16 protein-coding genes are annotated in these 15,871 nt (G+C 64.1%); 8 read left to right on the top strand and 8 right to left on the bottom strand.

From position 1 onward, the window contains the following. The 3 genes from NCR93_RS13140 to NCR93_RS13130 are packed head-to-tail and all read left to right on the top strand — an operon-like array spanning position 1 to position 3,130. Positions 1-993 (top strand): ABC transporter ATP-binding protein, encoded by a 993-nt coding sequence (locus NCR93_RS13140; protein ID WP_008352615.1) that lies wholly within the window; start codon positions 1-3, stop codon positions 991-993. Further along, entirely contained in the window at positions 990-1,994 is a 1,005-nt protein-coding gene (locus NCR93_RS13135; RefSeq protein WP_008352617.1) for a peptide ABC transporter ATP-binding protein, read from the top strand. Before NCR93_RS13140 ends, NCR93_RS13135 begins: the two co-directional genes overlap by 4 nt. Positions 1,995-2,038: 44 nt before the next feature. Continuing rightward, entirely contained in the window at positions 2,039-3,130 is a 1,092-nt protein-coding gene (locus tag NCR93_RS13130) for a TraB/GumN family protein (protein ID WP_008352620.1), read from the top strand. A gap of 32 nt (positions 3,131-3,162) precedes the next feature. Here the strand turns inward: NCR93_RS13130 and NCR93_RS13125 are convergent, their stop codons facing one another. From NCR93_RS13125 to pxpB, 5 genes are all read right to left on the bottom strand, one after another. Continuing rightward, entirely contained in the window at positions 3,163-4,119 is a 957-nt protein-coding gene (locus NCR93_RS13125; RefSeq protein WP_008352621.1) for a DUF979 domain-containing protein, read from the bottom strand. Next, a complete protein-coding gene (locus NCR93_RS13120) occupies positions 4,116-4,835 on the bottom strand; it encodes a DUF969 domain-containing protein (RefSeq protein ID WP_008352624.1) in 720 nt (239 codons plus the stop codon). The genes NCR93_RS13125 and NCR93_RS13120 overlap by 4 nt, the downstream gene beginning before the upstream one ends. Positions 4,836-4,945: 110 nt before the next feature. Then, a complete protein-coding gene (gene pxpA / locus NCR93_RS13115; protein ID WP_008352625.1) occupies positions 4,946-5,695 on the bottom strand; it encodes a 5-oxoprolinase subunit PxpA in 750 nt (249 codons plus the stop codon). Between the two features lie 72 nt (positions 5,696-5,767). After that, positions 5,768-6,808 (bottom strand): 5-oxoprolinase subunit C family protein, encoded by a 1,041-nt coding sequence (locus NCR93_RS13110; protein WP_008352628.1) that lies wholly within the window; start codon positions 6,806-6,808, stop codon positions 5,768-5,770. Continuing rightward, positions 6,805-7,458: a 5-oxoprolinase subunit PxpB gene (gene pxpB / locus NCR93_RS13105; RefSeq protein WP_008352630.1), complete on the bottom strand. Its 654-nt coding sequence runs from the start codon at positions 7,456-7,458 to the stop codon at positions 6,805-6,807. Before pxpB ends, NCR93_RS13110 begins: the two co-directional genes overlap by 4 nt. 182 nt (positions 7,459-7,640) lie before the next feature. On the opposite strand from pxpB, the gene NCR93_RS13100 reads away from it, so the two are divergent. After that, a complete protein-coding gene (locus NCR93_RS13100) occupies positions 7,641-8,153 on the top strand; it encodes a winged helix DNA-binding protein (RefSeq protein ID WP_008352632.1) in 513 nt (170 codons plus the stop codon). Here the strand turns inward: NCR93_RS13100 and NCR93_RS13095 are convergent. Next, on the bottom strand, positions 8,150-8,779 hold the full coding sequence (locus NCR93_RS13095) for a 5-formyltetrahydrofolate cyclo-ligase (RefSeq protein WP_008352633.1): 630 nt from the start codon (positions 8,777-8,779) through the stop codon (positions 8,150-8,152). The genes NCR93_RS13100 and NCR93_RS13095 overlap by 4 nt on opposite strands. A 19-nt stretch (positions 8,780-8,798) precedes the next feature. Here NCR93_RS13095 and NCR93_RS13090 point away from each other — a divergent pair, with 19 nt between their 5' ends. From NCR93_RS13090 to NCR93_RS13075, 4 genes are all read left to right on the top strand, one after another. After that, positions 8,799-10,766, top strand: coding sequence for a lytic transglycosylase domain-containing protein (locus NCR93_RS13090; protein WP_008352634.1), 1,968 nt, complete (start codon positions 8,799-8,801; stop codon positions 10,764-10,766). Positions 10,767-10,887: 121 nt separating this feature from the next. Beyond that, positions 10,888-11,844: a complex I NDUFA9 subunit family protein gene (locus NCR93_RS13085; RefSeq protein WP_008352635.1), complete on the top strand. Its 957-nt coding sequence runs from the start codon at positions 10,888-10,890 to the stop codon at positions 11,842-11,844. 18 nt (positions 11,845-11,862) lie between these two features. Next, complete coding sequence (locus NCR93_RS13080; RefSeq protein ID WP_008352636.1) at positions 11,863-12,483, top strand: glutathione S-transferase family protein; 621 nt, start codon at positions 11,863-11,865, stop codon at positions 12,481-12,483. Further along, entirely contained in the window at positions 12,480-13,715 is a 1,236-nt protein-coding gene (locus tag NCR93_RS13075; protein ID WP_008352637.1) for a multifunctional CCA addition/repair protein, read from the top strand. Before NCR93_RS13080 ends, NCR93_RS13075 begins: the two co-directional genes overlap by 4 nt. Before the next feature lie 734 nt (positions 13,716-14,449). Here NCR93_RS13075 and NCR93_RS13070 read toward each other — a convergent pair. Next, the gene (locus NCR93_RS13070) at positions 14,450-14,644 is read right to left on the bottom strand and encodes a DUF2905 domain-containing protein (RefSeq protein ID WP_008352638.1); all 195 of its coding nucleotides are present in this window, start codon (positions 14,642-14,644) and stop codon (positions 14,450-14,452) included. A gap of 10 nt (positions 14,645-14,654) precedes the next feature. Next, a complete protein-coding gene (locus NCR93_RS13065; RefSeq protein WP_034473251.1) occupies positions 14,655-15,860 on the bottom strand; it encodes a class I SAM-dependent methyltransferase in 1,206 nt (401 codons plus the stop codon). Positions 15,861-15,871 lie beyond the last annotated feature (11 nt).

The following is a 15,871-nucleotide window of genomic DNA, read 5'->3' as shown; positions in this document are numbered from 1 at the left end:
ATGAACGATCTTCTGACTATCCGCAATTTGCAGGTGACGTTCGGGGGCACGCAGGCCGTCGATCGCATCGATCTGTCCGTGAAGCCGGGCGAAGTCGTCGGCGTCGTCGGCGAATCCGGCTCGGGCAAGAGCGTCACGATGATGGCGCTGATGGGCCTCATCGACGCACCGGGCAAAGTAACCGCCGATCAGGTCACGTTCGACGGGAAGGACTTGCTGAAGGCGTCGGCGCGCGCGCGTCGCAGGATCATCGGCAAGGACATCGCGATGGTGTTTCAGGACGCGCTGACGAGCCTGAACCCGAGCTACACCGTCGGCTATCAGATCAAGGAAGTACTGAAGCTGCACGAAGGTCTGCGCGGCGATGCGCTCGACAAACGCGCGCTCGAACTGCTCGATCAGGTCGGCATTCCGGACGCGAAGAACCGCATCAATTCGTTTCCGCATCAGTTGTCGGGCGGCATGAATCAGCGCGTGATGATCGCGATGGCGGTCGCATGCAATCCGAAGCTTCTGATCGCCGACGAGCCCACCACCGCGCTCGACGTGACGATCCAGGCGCAGATCATGGAACTGCTCGTGAAGCTGCAGAAGGAACGCGGCATGGCGCTTGTGCTGATTTCGCACGATCTCGCGGTCGTGTCCGAAGTGGCGCAGCGCGTCGCGGTGATGTACGCGGGCGAGATCATCGAAACGAATCATGTGCCGACGATCTTCAGCGAGCCGCATCATCCGTACACGGAAGCGCTGCTCGCGGCGATTCCCGAGCATTCGCGCGGCGCGGAACGTCTCGCGGCGCTGCCGGGCATGGTGCCGGGCAAGGACGATCGCCCGAGCGGATGTCTCTTCGCGCCGCGCTGCAAATATGTCGTCGACGATTGCCGGAAGGCGCGGCCGAATCTGTATCAACTCGACAAGAACGATCCGGCCGTGCGGGCGCGCTGCATCAAGCCGTTGAACATCGATGTGGTCGTGGAAGGAGGCGCGCGATGAACGCCGTACCGAAGGAATCGAATCAGGACATCGTGCTCGCCGCCGACAAGCTCACGAAGCATTACGACGTGAAGCGCAGCGCGTTCAAGCACGGCACGGTGAAGGCGTTGAACGGCGTGTCGTTCGAATTGAAGCGCGGGCGCACGCTTGCGGTCGTCGGCGAATCGGGATGCGGCAAGTCCACGCTCGCGCGTCAATTGACGATGATCGAAGCGCCCACGTCGGGCCGTCTGCTGATCGAAGGCGACGATGTCGCGGGCGCGAACCGTGCGAAGATCGCCGAGTTGCGTCAGCGCGTGCAGATGGTGTTCCAGAATCCGTTCGCGTCGCTGAATCCGCGCAAGACCGTCGAGCAGACGCTCGGCGAACCGCTCGCGATCAACACGAAGCTCTCGTCGACGGAGCGCGCCGAGCGCATTGCGAAGATGATGCGTACCGTGGGCTTGCGGCCGGAGCATGCGTCGCGTTATCCACACATGTTTTCGGGCGGGCAGCGTCAGCGCGTGGCGATCGCGCGGGCGATGATTCTCGATCCGCAGATCGTCGTCGCCGACGAGCCGGTGTCCGCGCTCGACGTGTCGATTCAGGCGCAGATCCTGAATCTGTTCATGGATCTCCAGGCGCAGTTCGGCACGAGCTACGTGTTCATCTCGCACAATTTGTCGGTGGTGGAGCATATCGCCGACGACGTGATGGTGATGTACTTCGGCGGCGTCGCGGAAGTCGGCGACAAGAAGACGATCTTCGCGAAGCCGCGCCATCCGTACACGCGCGCGCTCATGTCCGCGACGCCCGCGATCTTCGAGGAAGACCGGCGCATCAAGATCAAGCTGCAGGGCGAGATGCCGTCGCCGCTCAATCCGCCATCGGGCTGCACGTTCCATCAGCGCTGCCCGTATGCGATCGAGCGATGCCGCGTCGAAGAGCCGAAACTGCGCGTGGTCGATGGACGTCAGGTGTCGTGCCATCGCGCCGAAGAGGTCGGCGAAGCCGAAGTCTGAGTCTCGCCGGAAGGCTGCACGACGCGTCACGCGAATGTTTTAAGATGTCGATCGTGCAGGATTCAACCGTCAAGCCGCGCTTTTCGCGCGCGGCGTTCGCCAAAACGACAGCCCTCGTGCTGTCGTTCTTGCTATTTACGGCGGGTGTCTCGGTGTCGCCTTCGGGCTTCGCGGTGGTCGGATCGCGCACGTCGCAGGCCGCGGGCGATGCGGCGTCCGCCGCCGCGCCCGCCAATCCCGCTCCGCCGCCGCGCACGGACCGCTCGACCGGCACGACCGCGAGCGGCCCGGTGCGCGCGCAGCCGCCGCGCATGCCGTTCTACGTCGCGACCAAGGGCACGACGACCATCTATCTGCTCGGCACGCTCCATGTGGGTTTCGCGAGCGACTATCCGCCCGAGCAACCGTTTCGCAAATCGATACTCGCGGCGCTCGATGCATCGCCTACGCTCGCGCTCGAGATTTCCCCCGACGATCTCCTGCTCTCTCAAGACGATGTGAATCGTTATGGCATGTGCCGCAGCGCGTGTCTGATCGACTATTTGCCTGACTCGATGTGGAAGAAGGTCGAGGCGCGCATGCGCAGCAATCCGGCGGCGCTGAAGGAGATCCGGCATACGCGGCCATGGCTCGCATCGATGCTGATCGAAACCTACGACACGTTGAAGGCCGGGTTTCAAAGCGAGTACGGAACCGAGGCGCAGTTGCAGAACGTGTATCTTCGTGCGCGCGGGAAGATCGTCGGACTGGAAACGCTGAACGAGCAGATTTCGACATTCACGCGGCTTTCGTCGGCGCAGCAACGCGAAATGCTCGCGCAGGATCTCGTGCAGACGCCGGCGGAGAACGTCGCCGATGTGAAGGAATTGCACCGGCTGTGGCGCATCGGCGACGCGGATGCGCTCAAGGCCTGGGACGACGCCAAGTCGAGCAAGCTGGCGCGGAACAAGGCGCTCGCGGCGCAGGTCGACAATCGCGTGGTGTATCAGCGGAATCAGCGGTTCGTGCAGCGGATCGTCGCCATCGCCGCGCCGGATAAACCGGTGTTCGTGGCGATCGGCGCGTTGCATCTCGGCGGGCCGCGGGGCGTGCTCGAGCTTCTGAGAAAGCGAGGGTTCGTGGTGGAAGCGGGGTAGGCGCGGAACTGACGCCACCCGCGCGTTAAATATCAAATAAACATCAGCCAGTTCAACAAGAATATATTCGCGACCAGCAACGTCACCGCCGTCGGCACCTGCACCTTGATGACCGCGTTCTTGTCGGGCAACTCCAGCAGCGCCGCAGGCACGATGTTGAAGTTCGCGGCCATCGGCGTCATTAGCGTGCCGCAGTAGCCGGAGAACATGCCGATCGCGGCCATCGTCGCGGGATTGCCGTGGAATACGCCGACGAGAATCGGTACGCCGACGCCGCCCGTCATGACCGGAAACGCGGCGAAGCCGTTGCCCATGACCATCGTGAAAAGCGCCATGCCGAGGACATACACCGCCACCGCGACGAGCCGGTAATCCATGTTGACGTAAGCCGTCGTCACATGCGCGACCGCCTTGCCTACGCCCGCATCCGAGAACACGAGGCCGAGCATGCCGAGCATCTGCGGCAGCACGGCAGCCCACGACAGCGCATCGATGAGACGGCGCGTTTCGCGCATCGACTGGCCGACCGTGTCGCGCGTCATCACGCAGGCAATGGCCAGCGCGATCACGCAGCCGATGCCGAAGCCGATCAGCGTCACGTTCTTCAGCTCGATCAGCGGCACGCCGCCGAACACGAGGTATTTCGCGCCGAGCGTGAGGATCACGGTGACGACGGGAATCGTCAGCGCGGGCACGAAGAGCTTGTTGCCGAGCCGCGCGGCGCTCCGGCGGCGCGTGTCTTCGGAAAGCATCTTCGGCTTCGCGCCGGTGACGCCGCCGAAACCCGCGATCAGCGCCATCGCCACGACGAGCACGCCGACGACCGTCACCGGAAGCCAGTCGCCGACGAGAAAGATCAGCGCGTAGATCAGCCAGAATCCGCCAGCGGTCAGACGCCGCGGATGCGATCTGTCCGTGAGGATCATCCCGCCGACGACCAGCAGAATGATGCCGACGAGATAGAACAGATAGTTGATCGTGAGCGTCATGCTTTTTCTCCCGCGACGTTGCGCGTGAGCGCGTCGAGTTCGCGCGCGAGCCTGCGGTCCAGCAGCCACAGACGGAAACCGTGAATCAGGAACGCGCAGATTGCCGTCGGAATGCCCCACACGGCGACGTGCATCGGCTCCACGACGATGCCCGCTTCCTTCAGGAACGTGACCATCAGCACGATCGCGCCGAACGCCACGAAAATGTCCTCGCCGAAGAACAGGCCGACGTTGTCGGTCGCCGCCGAGTACGCGCGCAGCTTGAAGCGCGTCGCATCCGAGAGCTTGCCGTAGCGCGCTTCGGTGGCGCCTTCGGCCATCGGCGCGAGCAGCGGGCGCACCATCTGCGGATGGCCGCCGAGCCCCGTCAGGCCGACCGCCGCCGTGAGTTCACGCACGAACAGATAGACGATCAGCAGACGCCCGGCTGTCGCGGCCTTGATGCTCGAAATCCACATTTGCGCGCGCTCGCGCAGGCCGTGCCGTTCGAGCAGACCGATCACCGCCAGCGGCAACAGGATGATGAGCGGAATGTTGCGCGTCTTGAGAAAGCCGGTGCCGATCGCGGTCAGGATTTTCTCGATGGGAAAATGCGCCGCGAAGCCGGTGATGATCGCCGCGGCCGCGACGATCAGCATCGGATTGAAGCGCAGCACGAAGCCCGCGATGATGACGGCCACACCGATGAGCGGCCATAGATTGACAGGGGTTGCCATGAGTTCTCCAAACAATATTGACGTCACGCCTCGTACCGGGCGCGTGGATTCACTACTTCCTTGCTAAAACGCCCCGGCGTTGCGGGGCGTTCGAACCTTCGTTGACCGCGTCAGGCGTCGGCGTGCGCGGCGCGGACTTCGATGCCCGCATCCGCCAGCGCGCCACGAATGCGCCGCGCGAATTCGAGCGCGTGCGCGCCGTCGCCGTGCAGGCAGATCGTCTGCGCGTTGAGCGGCACCCATTCGCCGGACACGGCCTGCACCCGCTGATCGCGCACCATCGCGAGCGTGCGGTCGAGCACGACGTTTTCGTCATCGAGCAGCGCGCCCGGCTCCTTGCGCGGCACGAGCGAGCCGTCCGCGCGATAACCGCGATCGGCGAACACTTCTTCGATGGCGATCAAGCCCGCGCGCCGCGCCGCTTCGATGAACCCGCTGTTCGCGAGACCGAAGACGAGCAGCGACGGATCGAAATCGTGCACGGCGGAGACGATGGCATCGGCGATTTCCGCGCTTCTCGCCGCCTGGTTGTACAGCGCGCCGTGCGGCTTGACGTGCGCGATGCGTCCGCCTTCGGCCTGCGCGATCGCCGAAAGCGCGCCGAGCTGATACAGCACGCCCGCGTAGATTTCCTCCGGCGGCAGGTCCATTTCCTTGCGGCCGAAGTTCTCGGGATCGTTGAAGCTCGGGTGCGCGCCGATGGCGACGCCTTTCTCGACGGCCCAGCGCACGCAATCGCGCATCGCCGTGGCGCCGCCCGCATGCCAGCCGCACGCGATGTTCGCGGAACTCACGAGATCGAGCAGCGCCTCATCGGTGCCGCAACCTTCGCCGAGATCGGCATTGAGATCGATTTCCATGATGTTTTCGCACTCGTTCCGTTGGATGTTGGATGTATGCGCCGCGTCGTTCGCGCGGCTTTCGCCCCGCTGCTAAGAGCCGGCGCGCGCGATGCGTTCCTCGTGCATCGCGATCGCCGTTTCCACCTGGCTTACGTATTGCCGTTCGTCGGCGAGCGCGTGACGCGCCTCTTCCGCCGACGTCTCGATAAAGCGCACGCCGCCGTTCAACCTCACCTGCGCGAGCTTCCACAAATCAGCCTTGATGACCGCGCCGATCTTCGGATAGCCGCCCGTGGTCTGCGCGTCGCCCATCAGGATGATCGGCTGGCCGTTCGGCGGCACCTGGATCGTGCCGGGCAACACCGCGTGCGACAGCAGCTCGATCTTTTCGCGCCGCTCCAGCGCCGTGCCCGCGAGGCGAAAGCCCATGCGATTGCTGTTCGGCGTGATCGTCCATTCCTCGTTCCAGAAAACCTGTTGCGCGGCGTCGCTGAAACTCGCGTATTCCGGGCCGCGCAGCACGCGAATCGGGGCGGCCCACGCGAGGCTCGGCGAATGGCGTCCGCGGCGCACGGGTTCGTCGACGAGCACGAACTTGCACCACGCGGGCGCTTTCACGCCGAACGCGGGTTCTTCCGGCGAAAACGCGATGCCCTTGTGCGGCTGCGGCACGCCGACCGGCAGGCGATCGCCGTCGCGCAGCGCGCGTCCGCCGAGGCCGCCGAAGCACGCGCCGAGATCGGTCGAGCGCGAGCCGAGCATCGGCAGAACGTCGATGCCGCCTGCGATCGCCACATAACAACGCATGCCGCGCTTCGCCGCGCGCAGCGTCAGCTCCTGGCCCGCGCGCACCGGCAGGCTCCACCACGAATACACCGGTTCGTCGTCGAGCGTCGCGCCGAAATCGGTTCCAGTGATGGCAATGCGCGTCGCATGCTTGAAGCGCAGCACGGTCGGCCCGAACGTGATCTCGATGCCCGCCGCATCCGCCTTGTTACCGACGATGCGATTGCCGATTTCCAGCGACAGCGCGTCGAGCGCGCCACCGGAACTCACGCCGAGATGCCGGTAGCCGCGCCGGCCGAGATCCTGGACGGAAGTGAGCACGCCCGCGCGAATCACGTCGATCATGCGCGTACCTCCAGCGCCTTGAAGCGCACGCGGTCGCCGGGCTGCATGAGCGTCGGCGGATTTCTGGCCGGATCGAAGAGCTTCAGCTCGGTGCGCCCGAGCAATTGCCAGCCGCCCGGCGACGCCGCCGGATAGATGCCCGTCTGCGCCCCGCCGATGCCGACCGATCCCGCCGGCACTTCGAGACGCGGTTCGGCGCGGCGCGGCATCGCGAGCGCGGGATCGAGCCCGCCGAGATACGCGAAGCCCGGCTGGAAGCCGAGGAAGAACACGACGTACTCGGTTTGCGTATGACGCTTCACCACGTCATCGACGGACAAGCCCGTGTGCTGCGCGAGCGCGGCGAGATCGGGGCCGTCGGCGCCGCCGTAGCGCACCGGAATCTCGATTTCGGCGCTGTCCATGTCGGGCGTCTCGGCCGCGTCCCAGCCGCTTTCGAGTTGCGCGGCGAGCGTTTCGTAGTCCGCTTCGAGCGGATCGAACACGATCGTCAGATTGTTCATGCCCGGCACCACTTCGACGACGTGCGGCATCAGGCGCGCGTGCTCCGCCAGCGCCCAGATGCGGCGCTGGCAGTCGAGCGTGGCGGGCGGCGCGGCTTCGCACACGAGCGCGGAGTCGCCCAGCGAATGAATACGTGGTCTTGTCATGCCTCAATTTGCCTTTGCGATGCGCGAAATTCGTCGATTCGATGAACGCCGCACCGTCGCAGAATGTTACATTGTCAATAAATTATCAAGAAATTATCAATACAGGTTTTCGCCGAGGCGCGCCGTCGCTCGCAAAATCGACGTTGCGCTACACTCCAACGCACTTCAATTCGGTCACCGCCATGCCGCGCCATCCCACCAAGATCGTTTCGTCCGAGCATCTCGTCTCCGAAGCCAGCGCGGAATTGTCGGAGTTCGAGTACGGCCTCATCATGGCGGGCAACGCGTTCAATCGCTGGATGGTGCGCTGCATGTCCGCGGCGGGCGCGAAGGACATGACGGCGGTGGAAGTGTCGCTGCTGCACCACGTGAGCCATCGCGACCGCAAGAAGAAGCTCGCCGACATCTGCTTCGTGCTGAACATCGAGGACACGCACGTTGCCACGTATGCGCTGAAAAAACTCGTCGCTCGCGGCTATGTGCAGAGCGAGAAATCCGGTAAGGAAGTGTTCTTTTCCGCGACGCCGGCGGGCCGCGAGCTGTGCGGCAAGTATCGCGAAGTGCGCGAAGCCTGCCTGATCGAGACGCTGCGCGAAAGCGGCCTCACCAACGAGCAGATCGGCGAGGCCGCGCAACTGATGCGCAACGCCTCCGGCCTTTACGATACGGCCGCGCGCGCGGCGGCCTCGCTCTAATAGACAGCGGATTCGGTGACGATCGCGTCGAGCGGCATGTCGTGCGTCTCGCGCGGCAAGGTCGCGCACAGACCCGATTCGTACGCGACGCCGATCGTCACCGGCCGCGCGCCGTTCGGCCACGCGGCGAGCGTGCGGTCGTAATAGCCGCCGCCGTAGCCCAGCCGATACCGGTCCGCATCGAAACCGACGCACGGAATCAGCAGCAGTTCGGGCACCACGGCTTTCTCTTCAGCGGGCACCGGAATACGGTAGCGGCCTTCTTTCATCGGCGAGTCGGCGCGCCAGGCGTGGAAGACCATCGGCGCGTGCGGTTTCACGACGACCGGCAGCGCGGCGCTGCGCGTGGCGTCGGCGGCGAGCCAGCGCGTGAGCGCGTCGCGCGCGTCGAATTCGCCCGCGACCGGCCAGTAAAACCCGACGCAGCGCGCTTCGTGCCGCGCGAGCACTTCCTGAAGACGGATCGCGAGCGCCTCGTTTCGTGCGTCCTGGCCGGCTTGCTCCTGTTGCGCCTCGCGCTTCGCGAGAAGGGTCGCGCGCAAGGCGCTTTTCGGCTCACGCTTGGGTTCGTCGCAAACGTTGCGTGCTATGCTTTCCTCCGATCTCAGGACCCGGTTCAAGACCATTCGCGCTCCAGAAATAAAGATGTCAAAACGCCTCAACCGAGTATATCTCGCGGTCGGCGCAGCCCTTGCCGCCGCGACGCTCGTCGCCTGCGGCACGGCCTCCGCCGTCCGTCCCGATGCAGATTTCTCCCCCACGTCCGACGACCGCGTCTTCCTGCAGCTGCGCGATGCCGCGCGCGCGAACGATGCGGGCAAGGCCGCGATGCTCGCCGCCCAGATTCCGAATTACCCGGCGCCGAGCTACATCGAATACTTCACGATCAAGCCGCAGCTTTTCGATTCGCAGGGCCACGCGCGCCTCGACGCGCCCGACGCGCCGGTGCTCTCGTTCCTGCAGCGCTACGACGGCCAGGCGATTGCGGACCGCCTGCGCAACGACTATCTCGTCGTGCTCGGCGGCCGTCACGACTGGAAGAACTTCGAGCAGCAGTATTCCCGTTTCGTTCTCAACGACGACACGCAGGTCAAGTGCTATGCGCTCGAAGCGCGTTTGTCGCGCGGCGAGAACGTCGCGGATGCGGCGCGCGCGCTGCTCGTCGAGCCGAAATGGTATGGCGACGGTTGCGTCGATCTGATCGGCGCGCTCGCGGCGTCCGGCCAGTTCACGAGCGACGATGTCTGGCAGCAGATCCGCCTTGCCTACGAGCAGAACTACACGTCGACGGGTTCGAATATCGTCGACGCGCTCGGCCAGGAAAAGCCGAAGGATTCGCTCTTCGACGACGCCGTCAACAAGCCGCCGCTCTATCTCGCGCGCGGCGTGATGCCCAACACGCCGGCGCATCAGCTGACGCTGCTCGCGGTCACGCGCCTCGCCCGCAACGATCCGGCGATGGCCGCCGCCACGTTCAGTTCCGTCGCGCCGAGTCTCACGCCCGCGGAGCGCGCGACCGGCTGGGGCACGATCGGCTATCAGGCGGCGATCAAGCGCATGCCGTCGGCGGCCGACTGGTATCGGCTGTCGGCGAACGCGCAATTGTCCAACCCGGCGTACGAATGGCGCACGCGCAGCGCGCTCCTCATCGGCGACTGGAACATGGTGCGTTGGTCCATCGAACAGATGCCGCCCACACTGCGCGCCCAGCCGTCGTGGGTCTACTGGCATGCGCGCGCCGTGAAGCAGGCCGGCGATACGGCCACGGCGAATCAGGAATTCCAGAGCATCGCCGATCAATACAACTTCTACGGCCAGCTCGCGCTCGAAGAGCTCGGTCAGAAGATCACGGTGCCGCCGCGCACCACGGTGTCCGACGCCGAGATCGAGCAGATGCAATCGGTGCCGGGCTTCGCGCTGTCGCAGCGTTTCTACGCGCTGAACATGCGGCTCGAAGGCAACCGCGAATGGAACTGGCCGCTGCGCACGATGACGGATCGTCAACTGCTCGCCGCCGCGCAGTATGCGAAGCGCATCGAGATGTTCGACCGCACGGTCAACACCGCCGACAAGACGAAAGCCGAGCACGATTTCACGCTGCGCTATCTGTCGCCGTTCCGCGATATCGTCGAGCGCGACGCGAAGGACACCAATCTCGACATCGAATGGGCGTACGGGCTGATCCGTCAGGAATCGCGTTTCATCATCAATGCGCGGTCGGAAGTCGGCGCGGGCGGCCTGATGCAACTGATGCCGGGCACGGCGCAACTCGTCGCGAAGAAGATCGGTCTTGGCACGGTGTCGCGCGCGCAGATGAACGACATCAACACCAATATCCTGCTCGGCACGAATTACCTGTCGATGATCTACAATCAATTCGATAACTCGCCCGTGCTCGCGACCGCTGGCTACAACGCGGGGCCGGGCCGGCCGAAGCAGTGGCGTCAGGACTTGCGCGCACCCGTCGAGGGCGCGGTTTTTGCTGAAACGATCCCTTTCACCGAGACTCGCGATTACGTGAAGAACGTGCTGTCGAACACCGTCTATTACGCGGCGCTGTTCGAAGGCCGTCCGCAGTCGTTGAAGGCGCGTCTGGGCTACATCGCACCCTGACCGTCTGAAACGAAGCTTCACGCCCGCGCGTCGAACGACAGGACGCGCGGGCGTTTTCATTTCTGCGCCGGCGTTCTGAACTGAAGCCGCATTCGTCAGGCCGCGACCCAAGAGGCGAACTATGCGACACCAACATATAGCGTTGATCGGCGGTTCGGGATTCATCGGCAGCCATCTCGTCAATGCGCTCGTCGATCTCGGCAAGAACGTGCGCGTCGCGACGCGACGGCGCTCGAACGCCGCGCATCTCACGCTGTTGCCCGTCGACGTCATCGAGACCGATGTGCACGATCCCGTGCAACTCGCCGCGTTCATCGATCAGAGCGATGCCGTGATCAATCTCGTCGGCATTCTTCAGGGACGGCGCGACGATCCGTACGGGCCGGAGTTCGCGAAAGCGCATGTCGAACTGCCGCGGAAGATCGCCGCCGCGTGCGAGGCGAAGGGCGTGCGGCGTCTGTTGCATATGAGCGCGATCGGCGCCGATCCGGCGGGCCCGAGCATGTATCTGCGTTCGAAGGGCGACGGCGAAAAGATCGTCCGAGAATCCGGACTCGACTGGACGGTCTTTCGCAGTTCCGTCGTGTTCGGTCCGGAGGACAATCTGCTGAATCAGTTTGCGTTTCTGGAACGCATGTTCCCGGTGATTCCGCTCGCTTGTGCCGATGCGCAGTTTCAGCCGGTCTTCGTCGGCGACGTGGCGAAGGCGATGGTCAACGTGCTCGATCTCGACGCCGCCAATGGCCATGTCTACGAGCTCGCCGGGCCGAGCGTCTACACGCTCGCGGAACTGGTGCGTTTCGCGGGCGCGACCATCGGCAAGCATTCGCGCATCATCAAGCTGCCGGAGAGCCTCGGCCGCCTGCAGGCGATGACGATGGAAATGGCGCCCGGCCAGCCCGTCATCTCGCGCGACAATCTCGATTCGATGAAGACGCCGAGCATCGCGAGCGGGCCGCTTGCGCCGGAACTGGGCATCGACGAGCCGGCGAGCATCGAGACCATCGCGCCGCTGTATCTGAGCGGCAACTCGCCGCGCTCGCGCTTCAACGGATATCGCGCAACCGCGCATCGTTAATCTTCTTTTTGTGATCGCATGAAACTCGTTATCGGTGACAAGTTCAATTCTTCCTGGTCGATGCGCCCGTGGGTGCTGCTCAAACATTTCGGCATCCCGTTCGAAGAGACGCTGATCCGCCTCGGCCAGCCCGACACGAAAGCGAAGATTCTCGAAGTGTCGCCGTCCGGCAAGGTGCCGTGCCTCATCACCGATGCGGGCGATTCCGTGTGGGAGTCGCTCGCGATCGTCGAAACGATCGCCGAGGCGCATCCCGAACACGCGATGTGGCCACGCGATGCGGCTCTCCGCGCGCGCGCCCGCAGCATCAGCGCGGAAATGCACGCGGGTTTCGCGGACTTGCGCGAGAACATGCCGATGGAAATCACGACGCGCGCGCCGGGCGCGGGCGCGACGCCGGGCGCGCTCGCGAACATCGCGCGCATCGAGGCGATCTGGGCGGAGTGCCTGGCGAAATCGGGCGGGCCGTTTTTGTTCGGCGAGTTCGGTATCGCGGACGCGATGTTCGCCCCGGTCGTCATGCGCTTCAACACCTACGCGCCTGAACTGAGCGCGACGTCGCTCGATTATGCGAAGCGCGTGACGGCGCTGCCCGCGGTCGCGGCGTGGATCGACGGCGCGCGCGAGGAAGCGCGATGAACATCTACGCAGTCGGCGGCGCGATCCGCGACGAATTGCTCGGCGTGCCGGTGGTGGATCGCGATTACGTCGTCGTCGGCGCGACGCCGGAGCAGATGGTGGCGCAGGGTTATCGGCCGGTCGGCAAGGACTTTCCGGTGTTTTTGCATCCGCAGACGCACGAGGAATACGCGCTCGCGCGCACGGAGCGCAAGACGGCGGCGGGTTATCACGGCTTCCAGTTCTACTATTCGCCGGATGTGACGCTCGAGGAAGATCTCGCGCGCCGCGATCTCACGATCAACGCGATGGCGCGCGAAGTCACGCCGGCGGGCGAGCTGACCGGTCCGGTGATCGATCCGTTCGACGGGCAGAGCGATCTGAAGAACAAGTTGTTCAGGCATGTCGGCGATGCGTTCATCGAGGATCCGGTGCGTATTCTGCGACTCGCGCGTTTTGCGGCGCGTTTCGCGGATTTCGATGTCGCGCCCGAAACCGCCGAGCTGATGAAGCGGATGGTCGCGGCGGGCGAAGTCGATGCGCTCGTCGCCGAGCGTGTGTGGCAGGAAGTGTCGCGCGGGCTGATGGAAAAGAAGCCGTCGCGCATGTTCGACGTGCTGCGCGGATGCGGCGCGCTCGCGCGGATTCTGCCGGAGGTGGATGCGTTGTGGGGCGTGCCGCAGCGCGCGGACTATCACCCGGAAGTGGATACCGGCGTGCACGTGATGATGGTGCTCGACTACGCGGCGTCGCAGGGATTCGCGTTGCCGGTGCGCTTCGCGGCGCTGACGCACGATCTTGGCAAGGCGACGACGCCGGAGCATGTTTTGCCGCGGCATATCGGCCATGAGGGACGCAGCGTCGACCTCTTGCGGCCTTTGTGCGAGCGCTTGCGCGTGCCGAACGAATGCCGCGATCTGGCGATGCTCGTCGCGCGTGAGCACGGGAATATTCATCGCGTGATGGAGATGGGCGCGGCGGCGCTCGTCAGGCTGTTCGAGCGATCGGATGCGATACGCAAGCCTGCGCGGTTTGCTGAAGCGCTACAGGCTTGTGTCGCGGATGCGCGTGGGCGGCTTGGGTTGGAGCAGCAGGCTTATCCGCAGGCTGAGCGTTTGCGGGAGGCGTTGGTTGCGGCTCGTGCGGTCGATGCCGGGGCCGTTGCGCAGGCGTTTGCTTCTAATCCTTCCAAGATCAAGGATGCCGTGCATGATGCGCGGGTCGCGGCGGTGAAAGGCGCTCTGGGGGTTTGACGGCTTCTTGTTTTGCTTTGTTTTGCTTTGTCCTGCGGTTCGTTTGTTTTTTGTTTTCGCCGGATCCCGTGTTCGTGTCGGTCGATTAGCGTTGCCCCTGTGCGGGGCGGCACCTACTTTCTTTGCTGCTGCAAAGAAAGTAGGCAAAGAAAGCAGCTTTTCAGGCCCGCGGTCACACGCAATTTGGGTAGTTCTCTCGTCCTCGATGGCACTCGCCTAAAGAGTGCCCTCATCACAATAACCGGGCTTGGATCGCGCACGGTCCGCCGCCCGAAACCGTTGAGAACGCCGGTTCAGCACGAAAGAGCTTCGGCACAGCGCTACGCGCTGCCGCCGGGTTTGCAAAGGAAGCCATCGGTTTGCGCGCGCAGTGCGATAAAGATGTTAGTAGCGAAGCACGCGCGGACCCGATTGACCGGTCGGCCGCGAAGCGGGCTGGAGCTATTTGGTGCTGAACCGGTTTGTTGTGTGGTGCGATGTGGCAGACCGTGCGCGAGCCAAGCCCAATTGGGCCTATGAGGGCACTCTTTAGGCAGCCCACGAAGGACGAGAGGACTACCCAAATTGCGTGTGACCGCGGGCGTATCAGGAGCTGCTTTCTTTGCTTACTTTCTTTGCAGCAGCAAAGAAAGTGAGTGCCGCCCCGCACAGGGGCAATGCTAATAGACCGACACGAATACGGGATCCGGCGAAAACGAAAGCAAAAGCAAAAGCAAAGCCAGGACCCAAAACCCTCAAAGCGCCCGCGCAATCAACGACAACAAAACCGACAACAGCAGCGTCGACATAAAGGGAAACGAATATTCCCGCCCAAATATCCGCAGCGTGAAATCTCCGGGAAGCCTCCCGATGCCGATCTTCTTGAGCCACGGCAGCGACCCCGAAAGAATCGCGAGCGCGATAAACGTAGTGAGCAGCCAGCGGATCATGATCGCTTACTCATAGCGTATGAGACCGATCGCCGGCCGAAAACGCATCCAGCATTCCGGGAATGCCGCGCGAAAACGCGATCACCTTGAACAACTCGCCCATTTCCGCCTCCGAAAGCAGCTTCTGCACGGCATTCGCAGCAGGCAAAAAGCGCTTCACATCAGCGGGATCGAGATCGCTGAGCACATCGGTGATGCCGGCATTCATCAGAAACCGCGCCTGCGACGTAAATCCGAGCAAATCCGCACCCGCTTCGACGCCTGCTTCCGCGATGCCCGTAAACTCGACATGCGCCGTGATGTCCTGCAATCCCGGATACAGAAACGGATCCGAATGCGCGCGATGCCGGTAGTGACACATCAGCGTGCCCGCCGCGCGCTGCGCGTGATAGAACTCGCGTCGCGGAAAACCATAGTCGATGAAAAATGCCGCACCGCGCACAAGCATCGTGCAGACGGTCTTCGTGAACGCGAGCGCGGCCTCGTGCGTCTCCGTCACATATTCGGCAAAAGGCTCGTCGTTGGCTTCATCGATGGCGGCATCGATCAGTTCGACCTGCGCGTCCGGCGCGATCGGCCGGTCATCGAAGGCAAAGCGGTCGTTCAGCGCCACGACGCCACGCTCGTGCCACGCGCCGAGCTTGCGCACGACCAAACGCACAGGCATCGCGTCGAGCACTTCGTTGCCGATCACGACGCCCTCGAACGCATCGGGCAGCGCGTCGAGCCATTTCACCTTCGCGGCGAGCGCCGGCGCGTCCTTCTCGATGGTCTCGCGCTGACGTTCGCGCAACTCGCCCGAAAGATCGACGATCGTGTAGCTGTCGAAGGCGACATCGAGTTCGGCGAGCGCGTTCACCAAGCCCGCCGCGAGCCTGCCGGTGCCCGCGCCGAATTCCATCAACTGCTTCGTGTCGCTTTGTTGCAACGCCTGCGCGACAGGCCGCGCGAGCGTCGTCGCGAAAAGCGGGGACAGTTCCGGCGCGGTGACGAAATCGCTGCCGTCTTCCGCGCGGCGGCCGAATTTCATTGCTCCGCCGCCGTAATAGCCGAGGCCGGGCGCGTACAGCGCGAGGTCCATATAGCGGTCGAACGGCAACCAGCCGCCCGCCGCGGCAATGCGCCTGCGGATCAGGTCGGTGAGCGCTTCGGACTGCGCGAGCGCGTCGGCGCCCGGAGCAGGTAAACTATCGGATTGTCTGGCATTCGGATTCATCCCAGTATTGT

This window comes from Caballeronia sp. ATUFL_F1_KS39 (genome assembly GCF_023630985.1).
GTDB classification, from domain to species: Bacteria; Pseudomonadota; Gammaproteobacteria; order Burkholderiales; family Burkholderiaceae; genus Caballeronia; species Caballeronia zhejiangensis.
Note: the sequence above shows the minus strand (reverse complement) of the source record. Positions and strands in the feature narration are given on the sequence as shown.